The following is a 10982-nucleotide window of genomic DNA, read 5'->3' on the forward strand; positions in this document are numbered from 1 at the left end:
AGATATGACTCCTTCTTTTTTTATACGTGTTAATTATATCACAAAATCAGCAAAAGAGATAGAAAAACCCTAAACTTTTCTTGTTCTTTCTTCTATCTATTAACCTAAAAACCTAGGATTGCAGTGCGGGAAATAGTAATCTTCACATAATTCGGTTGGAATAATTTAGGCAAATTCTTGATTGCTCTGCCTAATTACTTCTATACCATTCTTTTTCTAACACTTTAATCCTTAATATTCTAAACTCTACAGTCCTTCTTTTTGAATTGCTAGGTTTCTTATTATACAATATAACTAAAATAGTTTCTTTAGTTTGTGCTATTTGAGATTAAAAGAAGGGGAATTGCTACCATGAAATTAGAAAGACTAATCTATATTTTACTGTCTCTTTTAAATAAGAAGAGAATAACAGCTAAAGAGATTGCAGAGAGGTTTGAAATATCTACTCGAACTGTATATAGAGACATGGATACACTCAGTTTAGCGGGGATTCCAATCTATTCGGAACGTGGAGATAAGGGAGGTTTCTATATACCAAGCGACTATAAGATAGATAGAAACTTTTTCACTGAGGAAGAGAGACAGTTTATCATTAATATGAGCCAGAATGTTAGTAAAATCGTTGGTCATTCAAGCCTTGACAGTATCGAACACAAGCTGTCTTCTCAAGAAATTACAAGAGCAAACAGTCCTTTTTACTTTGATCTCAGTTCCTGGACTCTTAATACAAATTATTTACTAGAAATTGAGGAAGCGATACAATCTAAACAGATGATTTCTTTTTCTTACTATTCGAAAAAACAAGAGAAAAGTCAGCGAACAATTATCCCATATAGATTGATCTATAAACTGAATGCTTGGTATGTTATTGGTTACTGCTTAGAAAAATTAGATTTTCGTATTTTTAAATTAACTCGAATTCGAGAACTAGAACCAGTGGAGATAAAAGATAAACCATTCAATTATCCACGTTTATCTCAAGAAAAGTTAGAGCTTTTTTTAAATCCCCCAAAACATAAAGTGGAGGGGCAAAGAGAAGAAATTGAACTAGTTTTTACAAGATTTGCACTTTCAAAAATCTACGATCACTTCACGGAAGAAGAAATCAGAGTCGAGGACGAAATAATAAAAGTTCAGGCATTTAGAGCTTTAACTCCCTCGTTTTTTGATTTACTATTAAGTTTTGGTTATCAAGTAAAGGTCGTATCTCCAAGTCACTTACAAAATCTACTGGTCAGTACTCTCAAAAAAAATCTTCAGCAATATGACAACCTGTAGTCATATTTCCTTTTGTATACTCTTAAGTGGGCAAAATATTTCGTGATATTCATCATAGCCCAATTATTTTACAGGAGGTTCCAAATGGATACAAAAACACTTGCAGAAAGATATTTTACGGCAGTAAATGAGGGAGGCTGGGAAGATTTCGTAGCTGAAAACTTTGACTATGGCATGTGCGATAGTATAGAAATTCGACAAGGACGTGATGTTTATTTGCAAGGCGCAGGCCAATTCTATGCTTTGAGTCAGCATCTTGAAGTGAAGCAATTACTTGTTGATGGTCGAACAGTCTCAACTTTAAACCGCTACCATCTACATTCTCCTCAAGGACAAGAACTAGAACTGGATGTCGCAGAATTTCTGAAATTCGATGAATTTGATAAATTAGTTGCATCCAATATCTATTTCGACACTTATCGTTTCCAAAAATTTATCCAAGGAATTGAATAACAAAAATCTAGCTTCAAATTTACTCTTCAATTTCAAAATCATAACCACCCGTCTAACGGGTGGTTTGCACCAGGGCTATAAGCCCAAATCACCAGCCAGCGCCTAAAGACGCTGGCTTTCACGTTGTTCAAGCCTTATTGCTCTTGACTCGTCACTTGCCTCTCAAAGAGGCCTTGGTACTACTTACCACTATCCCTAAAGGGATCCTCATATTCTTTTACACTTAATTTATCTAGTGCTATATCATGCTTTTCCTGCTCTTGAATATATTTCTTAATTGTGGATTCATTAAGCCCTACTGTGCTCACGTAGTAACCTTCTGCCCAAAAATGCCGGTTGCCAAACTTGTACTTGAGGTTGGCGTGTTTATCAAACATCATGAGTGCACTTTTGCCTTTTAAATAACCCATGAAACTTGAAACACTTATCCTTGGTGGAATACTTACTAACATATGTACATGATCAGGCATTAAGTGTCCTTCGATAATCTCTACACCTTTATAACTACATAATCGGTGGAATATTTCTCCCAAACTACTTCGATATGGATTATAAATGACTTTTCGTCTATACTTAGGGGTGAACACAATGTGATATTTACACATCCACTTTGTGTGTGATAAACTATGTGCCTTTTGTGCCATATTTTTCTCCTTTCGCTTTACAATTGGCTTGAACACCTTTATTGTATCGCGTTTGGAGTTTTTTGGGTATAACCTTCGACGTGCACCCGCATAGCGGGTGGTTTATTTGTCTCGCACCTAGCGGAGCGAGACGGACTAATAGTCACATAACTAAAAACAAGGCCTGACTAATCTACAGTCAAGCCCTGTTTTTTAATTTTTATGAGAAAATCCAAGATTCGTAAATCCGATTAGTCTTCTCTCCTCTTTCTAGCAAGCAAGCCGTAGCCACTCATTACTCCGAAAAGTCCTAGCGCTACTAGACTAGCATCTCTTGTCGCTCCCGTATTTGGAAGCTCTTTACTTACTTCTTCAACTTTTGCTGGTGTAGCTAAAAGTGCCCGATCCCTTGTTTGTGAGACTTGCTCTTCTTTCGTTCCTACTTCAACAATTTCTGGAAGAGCTTCCTTGAGAACCTCAATAGAATGAAGGGTGCGTTTGCCCTGAGCATCAACTTCTACAAAGCGACGAACTTGGCCTTCAACTCCTGCTTGAACTAGCTGACGTTGTCCTTTGAGAAGGGCTGCATTTGGTCGTTCTTGACGTTCGAAGGAAACTGTTCCCTCTTCAACTTCCAGTTTCGGAGTTTCTAGAACTAAATCTTTCACCCCTTCAGCTGGTTGGTTGCTCGATAGAACTTTTGTACCAACTTCAGTGATTTCTGGGATTGCTTCCTTGACTACCTCAGTCGAACGAAGAGTGCGTTTGCCTTGGGCATCTACTTCTACTAAATGACGAACTTGGCCTTCCACACCTGCTTGAACTAGCTGGCGTTGTCCTTTGAGAAGCTCGGCGTTTGGTCGCTCCTGACGTTCAAAGGCTGTTGTTTCAGTTTCAATAACTAGTTCAGGGAGGGCTTCAACCGTTGGAGCTACTTCATTTGGATCCATACTGCCAACGTGGTGACTTTCTTCTGCAGGAGCTAGTTTCTTATTCAACTTTTCTTTCATTTCCGCAAAAGCTTGTGGAGTTGGCATCTCTGAAGCCAACAAAGTTTCTGCTTGTTCAATCAAGTCAGCTTTAGGATCTTTTTCACGAAGGGATTCAAGCAAGCCTTCCAATTCTTCTCTAGCAGTTTGGTAACGTTGATTTCCATCCAAGTCTGTTCCTGCTTGTTTCAACTCATTCAAAGCCCGGTTGACTTCTTCTTGGCTAGCATTGTGGTTTTCTGCTACAGTTTTCGCTGCAGTGAGCTTCTCTACTAGTGCTGCTTGTTTGTCCTCGCTTGAGAAGGTGTAGGCAAGGGTTGACTGACGGCCTTGGGCAGCAGTAATTTCTTGTTTGAGGTACTCATCGTTGACAGCTGCTTTTGGAGAAACCAAGACATCAAACTCAGCGGTGTGCCCCTTGTAATGCAAGGTCAAGGTCTGACGACCAGTCTTTTGAGCATCGTAGCCCGTAATTTCAACACCTTGATCTGTGAAGGCATGGCTTTCTTCTGTCTCATCATCATAGAGAACACCGAAGCGACCTTCTGCAAGATCCAGTTGCTCTCCTACTAGATAGTCTGTTTTCGGTTTCTGAGTAATGTACAAACCTGCTACTTCTTTCGGTTTTCCTTGATCTTGACCAGTCACTTGTACCTTCAAGTCACCAGTAACTGGAAGTCCAAGGTAGCTGACTGTGAGCTTTTGTTCCCCTTTTTGATGAGCGTTGTAGCCAGATACTGTCACACCTGAGTGAGTAAGGTTGATTAGCTCATCGGCTTGTCCCCCTTCGTATTGAACACGGAGAGTGCCGCCTCTAAGGTCAAGTTTTTCTCCCTCTTTGTAAACTGTCTTCTTAGGCCCTTTTTCAAGGCTAACTGCAGCAATTTTTCTTTCATCCTGCGGAATCGCTACTGCCAATGTGTTACTGATTTCTTTACCAGGTAGTTGGGTACGATAATAGAGTAGATTTGGTTGCTTGTCAAAGGCCAATGGTGCTGTTGCTAGGTCGCCACCATTTTCAGACTTCAAAGTTGCAATCGGTGTTTGTGAATCTGCCTTGTCGTAAACGGTGATGGTTGCACCCGCCGGAACATCAGAGAAGCCAAGTTGAACTTGGTGGTTTCCAAGTGAACGAGCAGCTACCTTGGCCATTGGAATATTTTGACTTTCTGTGTCCAAGGTTTCATACATCTTCCAGTTGTAGATACGAATGGCTTTCCAAGGCGTTCCATTATCTGAAGTGATAACTTTTAGGCGCCAGTCTTGGGCAGTAATTGGTTTGTCAAGAGTGATATCTGTCACGTGTGCTTTGTTGCCACGGACTTCCTTGGCTAGTTTCCACTCACCGTCTGTATCCTTGTAGTAAAGATCAAAGTCTTTGGTGTTCATCAAACCGTCGTTTACGGATTCTCCACCAGCTCCCGCATGATCCATGACCCATCTAACAACGGTACGTGGCTTGGTCAAGCGAATATCCACACTACCGCTCAACTGAGCTGAAGACCACTTATCTGACAAGCTAGTAATGGTACCGTTCAACATACCTTCAATGCCTTCTCCACCTTCAGTATTTGGGAAAGTGCTACCGATGACCTTTGCACCTGGAACGATATTTTCAGCTAAAGGTCTTGGAAGAGTCGTATCCTGAACTGTCATCCCCCAGTTAAAGGATGCCGTCGCGGCTTCGGAACGAAGGCCATTTTTACCAACTGCAACGACTTTCAGTTCCTGAGTCCTACCAGTCGCATTAGCAGAACGGCTAACTTTTGGCAAGTAGATAGTGGAAGCAGATGATCCTGTCAACAAACGCCAGTTATCTCCATCTTTTTCGTAGACTTCATAGAAATCTGCATCTTGGTTACCCGCAAATTGGAGCACTGCTTCAGCTTCTTGGGCGTTCTTAAGAGATTGTTTCACTACAGAGAGGCCTGTCGGCGCTTGTGGTGCTTGGTGATTGTCTGAAATGGTTAATTGACCTAGGTTAAACTGATAATCTTTTACAGCACCTTCATGTTTGAAGAAGAGTTTAACTGCATAGATGGTTTTTCCAGCTAGTGAGCTGAGGTCAAATTCTTCATTTGTCCAGTTATCAGAAAGAGTCAGTTCTTTCCATGCGTTTGCATCCTCAAATTTGTAGTCTGGAGTCGTAGAGAAGGCCATATAAACTTTAGAGCCTTTTCCTCCCTTGTGGGCAACACGAAGTTTGGTTTTCTCAGTTACTTCTAGTTTGGTAGAATACAAATTCACATCCTGGTCCGTCTTACCAGCTACATCACCTGAGAATTTAAGGGAGTTCCCACCATTATAGGCATCTGTAAAGTCGTATTCTGCACGAAGTTTTTCCCCCGTTGAAGTCTGCCACCAGCGCCATGTTGGCAAGACACCTGAAACTGAACGGTAGTTCCACTCAGAATCCTTATAAACTTTACCGTCTACAAACCATTTTCTACCATGACCTGTATTAAAGGAGGTTGTGAAGGTCCGGCCTACTGCTGGTGTGCGGTCAGCAACCAAATTGGCAATCCCATACCACTCTTTATCCGCTGGTTTTTGAGCCGTTGGATCCCCTTGGTAACCTGTAAAGAAGATGTCTTCGTTCTTATGGTAGTCTTCTCCTGTTTTTCCTAGACTGGTGATCGTATCTGGTGCAAAGAGTCCAAGTGACAAACGCAACTTGCCTTTTTCATCTAATAGAGCATCCCATTTGACTTTGGTCTTATAAGAACCACCTTGTTGCAATTCCAAGCCTGCAAAGACATCATATTGACTACGTTCTAGCCATTTAGCCATCTCTACAGAATGGTCATTCTTTTCCTTGTTCCAGTTGAAGTTGGCAAAGAATTGATCCGCAGGGACTTTATCACCTTCTTTTTGCATGAATTGGTAGTTGTAATTACCCAGACCATCCTCGTGGTAACGACCATATTTGTAGGTCATGGCATCGTACCAAGCATACTTGATTGGATGGTTGACTTTGGCTGCGTATTCTTTTGTATAGAGCATGAATTGACGCATTTTTTCACCAAGAGGTTCTACCAAATCGCCCGTTGTTTCCTGGTTAATGAAATAGCCATCAAATCCGTAGTACTTAGCAAGATCGACGAGTTTTCGTGCGATAGGGAAGGTGCCATCTGCATCTTGTTTCAAAGCAGCGGCAAATTTCTCTTGGTCGGCAATGCTGTTTGACCAGTTGAAAAAGAGTGTTCCATAAACGGGAACTCCGTTGCGGTGGCCTGCATCAATGACATCTGGAGTTGGAACTAGGCCTTCCCAGAAGACCATTGAATCCAAGTATTGCCAGTAGTCAAAAGCGTAGGCTTTGAATTCTTCTCCACCAACAGAAGCGTGGTCTTTGGCCTTTGAGTTGGTGTTTGCTAGCGCCTGAACCTTGGCTCTTCTGCTTGCTTTTTCATTGACCAACTGACCTCTATGGCGCTTGGCGAGTTCAACTGAGGAACGGTTAATGGGATCATCCTCACGCGCACCCGGTTCCCATTTCAACAAATCCTCCCATGTATCAAATTTGATTTCTTTTGGTCGGAGACTCTTTTCTTCATTTTTAGGGACGTCTGCTAGAATCGGTTTGTCGGCTTTCTTCTCAGCTACTTGAGGAGCTTCCTCTGGTTTGACTTCTTCTTTTTCAGTTGGTTGAGCAGGTTTTTCAGTTTTATCTGTCGAAGCTGGCTTTGCTTCTTCTTTTTCATTGACCAAATCAGCTATTGCAGGAGTTTTTTCTGAAATTGCTTGCTCAGCTACTTTGTTCTCTGTTTCCTCTAATTGTTTTTCAAGGGCTGCAGTATCTGGATTAGCAGTTTCACTAGCGCTTGTCGCTTGGGCGCTCGTATTTGCAGCTGTTTCAGGGACTGCGACTTGTTCGGCAAGAGCTGGGCTCGCAAATAAAGCTGAACCAATCATCAAGGAACAAGCTCCGATTGACAGCTTACGAATACTGTAACGGCAACGTTTTTCAAAAAATAGATTTTTCATCTTATCCTCCTAATAAAATATAAAGTAAGCGCTTCACTTTTTGATAAAAAGTAACTGTTCTCAGTGTACACCACCAGAACAGGATTATCTTCATTTTATCCTATATGAAAGCGATGTCAATCTATTTAACATAAAAACTATAACTAGGATAATAATCAGTAAAATTTGGACACAATCCTATAAATCATCTATCTTAAAGGGAATCTATCTCTCATTTTAAAAGAAAGTTCTTGTTTCTTATGAAAATTTCAGCTAAACACTTGTGAGATTTACTTTTATCCTTTAAAATAGAATAGGAGAAATTCCGTTATTATTTTTCGGAGGAAAAAGAAATGTCCATTAATTGGCAGGAAATTTTATTTCACTTTTTAGGAGGTCTAGGACTGTTTTTATACAGTATCAAGACCATGGGAGACGGTTTGCAACAAGCTGCTGGAGATCGCCTTCGTTTTTACATTGACAAGTACACTAGCAATCCCTTTTTAGGCGTTCTAGTCGGGATTGTCGTAACTGCCCTGATTCAGTCAAGTACAGGGGTTACAGTTATCACGGTTGGGCTGGTCAGTGCTAGTCTTCTCACTCTTAGACAGGCTATCGGAATTATCATGGGAGCCAACATCGGAACCACCGTTACTTCCTTTATCATCGGTTTCAAGCTTGGCGAGTATGCTTTACCCTTGATTTTCCTTGGAACCATGTTCCTCTTCTTTACAAAAAACAGAACAGCAAACAATATTGGGCGCATCCTGTTTGGTGTCGGAGGGATCTTCTACGCTCTCAACCTCATCAGTGCCGGTATGAGTCCGCTTAAAGATTTACCACAATTCAAGGAATATATGGTAACCTTAGGGCAAAATCCTGTGTTGGGAGTTTTTGCTGGCGCGGTGATTACTGTCCTCATTCAGGCCTCTTCTGCAACTATCGGTATTCTACAAGGTCTCTATGCAGGTGGCTTCCTTGACCTTAAAGGTTCGCTACCAGTTCTCTTCGGGGATAATATCGGGACAACCTTAACCGTTATCCTAGCGGCTGCTGGAGCTAACATCTCTGCGAAACGCGTTGCAGCAACCCACGTTACCTTTAACGTTCTAGGGACTATTCTTTGCTTAATTTTATTAGGCCCCTTCACTTCTATGATTGAGTATTTCCAAGCTTTACTTCATCTCTCACCTGAGATGACCATCGCCTTCTCTCACGGTGCCTTTAACGTAAGTAACACCATTGTACAATTTCCATTCATCGGAGCCTTGGCCTACTTTGTAACCAAGATCATCCCTGGTGAAGACGAAGTTGTTAAGTACGAGCCCCTTTATCTTGATGAACAACTTATCCAGCAATCTCCTTCTATTGCTCTAGGAAATGCCAAAAAAGAACTCTTGCACTTGGGGAACTATGCAGCCAAAGCTTTTGACCTTTCTTATAGCTATATCATCGGTTTGGATGAAAAAGTAGCTGAAAAAGGGCACAAGACAGAGGAAGCCATCAACACCATCGATGAAAAACTCACTCGTTACCTCATCAGACTCTCAAGCGAATCCTTGAGTCAAAAGGAAAGCGAAGTGTTGACCAACATTCTGGATTCATCTCGTGATTTGGAACGGATTGGGGACCATGCAGAAGGCTTGCTCAACCTAACAGACTACCTCCAACGTAAGAATGTTCAATTCTCTGGTGCTGCTTTGCAGGAATTGGCGGATATCTATCAAAAAACTACTGACTTTATCAAGGATGCCCTTGATAGTGTGGAAAACAATGATATTGAAAAAGCTCAAAGTCTGATTGAACGCCATAAAGAAATCAACAATATGGAACGCATTCTCAGAAAGACCCATATCAAACGCCTTAACAAAGGTGAATGTTCAACACAAGCCGGGGTCAACTTTATCGACATTATTTCCCATTACACTCGTGTATCTGACCACGCCATGAACCTTGCTGAAAAGGTCATTGCTGAACAAATCTAAGTACCTAAAAGCTATCCTGAATGGGATGGCTTTTTTCGTCTCCTCATCAAGAATTTCTTTTCTAGCATATAAAAAATGCTTTGATTCATAATGGAATCAAAGCATTTTAAAGAGTTCACCAAACATGATAGCAGAAACTGCAGTGCCCCTGTACTTGGCTTCTTCTCTTTTGATAAAGCGCGCCAAGTTGATCAACTCTGGTGCTGGGTGTTTGGGATTGGTGAGCAATTCACGATTGACAAGTCCTGAAAGTCGGACTGCTAGTAATTGCTCATTTGTAGTGGGTAGTTGTTTAGCAGTCTCTAGGAGAGCAGCAACTAAATCTTCACTCAAGCCCTGACGAGCATGATTGTAGAGATCTCTTATAAGGCTTTCTAGGTTTGGTTCTGCCATCCTGACCGCCTCCCTTATGCTTAATAATTTTTAATCAAATCAACCGTTGAACGATCCAATTTTCTCACCAAGGCTTGCAAGAAAGCTTGGGCTTCTAAGAAGTCATCCATCGCGTAGAGAGTTTGGTGAGAGTGAATATAACGAGCGCAGACACCGATAGTTGTAGATGGGACACCACCATTTTTCAGATGAGCTGCTCCAGCGTCTGTTCCACCTTTTCCACAGTAGTATTGGTACTTGATACCAGCTTCTTCAGCTGTTGTCAAAAGGAAGTCCTTCATACCTGGGAGGAGCAAGTGACCTGGATCGTAGAAGCGAATCAAGGTTCCATCCCCAATCTTGCCTTGGCCACCATAAACATCACCTGCCGGTGAGCAATCCACAGCAAGGAAAACTTCTGGATCAAACTTAGTTGTAGATGTATGAGCACCACGCAGACCAACCTCTTCTTGGACGTTAGAACCAAGATAGAGTTCATTTCCCAGTTTTTGACCTGATAAAGCTTCAGCTAGTTCGCTTACCATGAGGACACCGTAGCGGTTGTCCCAAGCTTTTGAGATGATATTTTTTTCATTGGCTGTCAAAATAGCGGAGCTATCAGGGACAATGGTGTCACCAGGACGGATGCCAAAGCTTTCTGCCTCAGCCTTGTCTGCAAAACCACCATCAAAAACGATATCAGAGATAGCTGGCATGGTTGGTCCACCCTTTCCACGAGTCAAATGTGGAGGGACAGAACCTGAGATCACAGGAATTTCACGACCGTCACGAGTAAAGAGTTTAAAGCGTTGGCTGCTGACCACCATAGGGTTCCAGCCACCGATTTCAACGACACGGAAGGTACCATCTGGCTTAATCTCACTGACCATAAAACCAACTTCATCCATGTGGGAAGCGACCAAAACACGCGGCGCATCGGCAGCTTCTGAATGCTTGATACCGAAAATACCACCTAAGCCATCTGTCACTACTTCATCCACGTGCGGTGTTAACTTCTCACGAAGATAAGCACGGACAGGCGCTTCATGGCCAGAGATTGCAGCAAGCTCTGTTACTTCTTTGATTTTTGAAAATAATGTTGTCATATCAGTTCCTTCTTTCTGTCCTCCATTTTACCACTTTTTATAGGAGAAGGATAGTGGGAAGGTGGATTGGTTTTTACTCAGTTTTCCAATAAAAGAGAGGGGCAGATATTATTTCAGGAATTTTTCTTTCTTTTTACATTAAATTGTCAGAAAATTTATTGACAGATTAAAGAAATCGTGTTACATTTATATCCGCAGGTATCTTTCGGT

At 41.7% G+C, this 10982-nt stretch carries 7 protein-coding genes; 3 read left to right on the plus strand and 4 right to left on the minus strand.

What is annotated here, in order from left to right:
* Window positions 1–351 precede the first annotated feature (351 nt).
* Together ATE37_RS10080 and ATE37_RS10085 are read left to right on the plus strand one after the other, a co-directional pair.
* Complete coding sequence (locus ATE37_RS10080) at window positions 352–1278, plus strand: helix-turn-helix transcriptional regulator (protein WP_084868917.1); 927 nt, start codon at window positions 352–354, stop codon at window positions 1276–1278.
* Window positions 1279–1362: 84 nt separating this feature from the next.
* Window positions 1363–1731, plus strand: a complete 369-nt coding sequence (locus ATE37_RS10085; protein WP_084868918.1) for a nuclear transport factor 2 family protein — start codon at window positions 1363–1365, stop codon at window positions 1729–1731.
* 179 nt (window positions 1732–1910) lie between these two features.
* Here the strand turns inward: ATE37_RS10085 and tnpA are convergent, their stop codons facing one another.
* Entirely contained in the window at window positions 1911–2375 is a 465-nt protein-coding gene (gene tnpA, locus ATE37_RS10090; protein WP_084868919.1) for an IS200/IS605 family transposase, read from the minus strand.
* 230 nt (window positions 2376–2605) lie between these two features.
* Complete coding sequence (locus ATE37_RS10095) at window positions 2606–7330, minus strand: endo-beta-N-acetylglucosaminidase (protein ID WP_084868920.1); 4725 nt, start codon at window positions 7328–7330, stop codon at window positions 2606–2608.
* A gap of 332 nt (window positions 7331–7662) precedes the next feature.
* On the opposite strand from ATE37_RS10095, the gene ATE37_RS10100 reads away from it, so the two are divergent.
* Window positions 7663–9294, plus strand: coding sequence for a Na/Pi cotransporter family protein (locus tag ATE37_RS10100; protein ID WP_007519239.1), 1632 nt, complete (start codon window positions 7663–7665; stop codon window positions 9292–9294).
* 96 nt (window positions 9295–9390) lie between these two features.
* Here ATE37_RS10100 and ATE37_RS10105 read toward each other — a convergent pair whose 3' ends face one another.
* Together ATE37_RS10105 and pepA are read right to left on the minus strand one after the other, a co-directional pair.
* Complete coding sequence (locus ATE37_RS10105) at window positions 9391–9687, minus strand: bacteriocin immunity family protein (protein WP_084868921.1); 297 nt, start codon at window positions 9685–9687, stop codon at window positions 9391–9393.
* A gap of 20 nt (window positions 9688–9707) precedes the next feature.
* Window positions 9708–10772, minus strand: a complete 1065-nt coding sequence (gene pepA, locus ATE37_RS10110) for a glutamyl aminopeptidase (protein ID WP_084868922.1) — start codon at window positions 10770–10772, stop codon at window positions 9708–9710.
* Between the last annotated feature and the right edge of the window lie 210 nt (window positions 10773–10982).

The sequence above is a fragment of the Streptococcus oralis subsp. tigurinus genome (assembly GCF_002093575.1).
GTDB lineage: Bacteria > Bacillota > Bacilli > Lactobacillales > Streptococcaceae > Streptococcus > Streptococcus oralis_CH.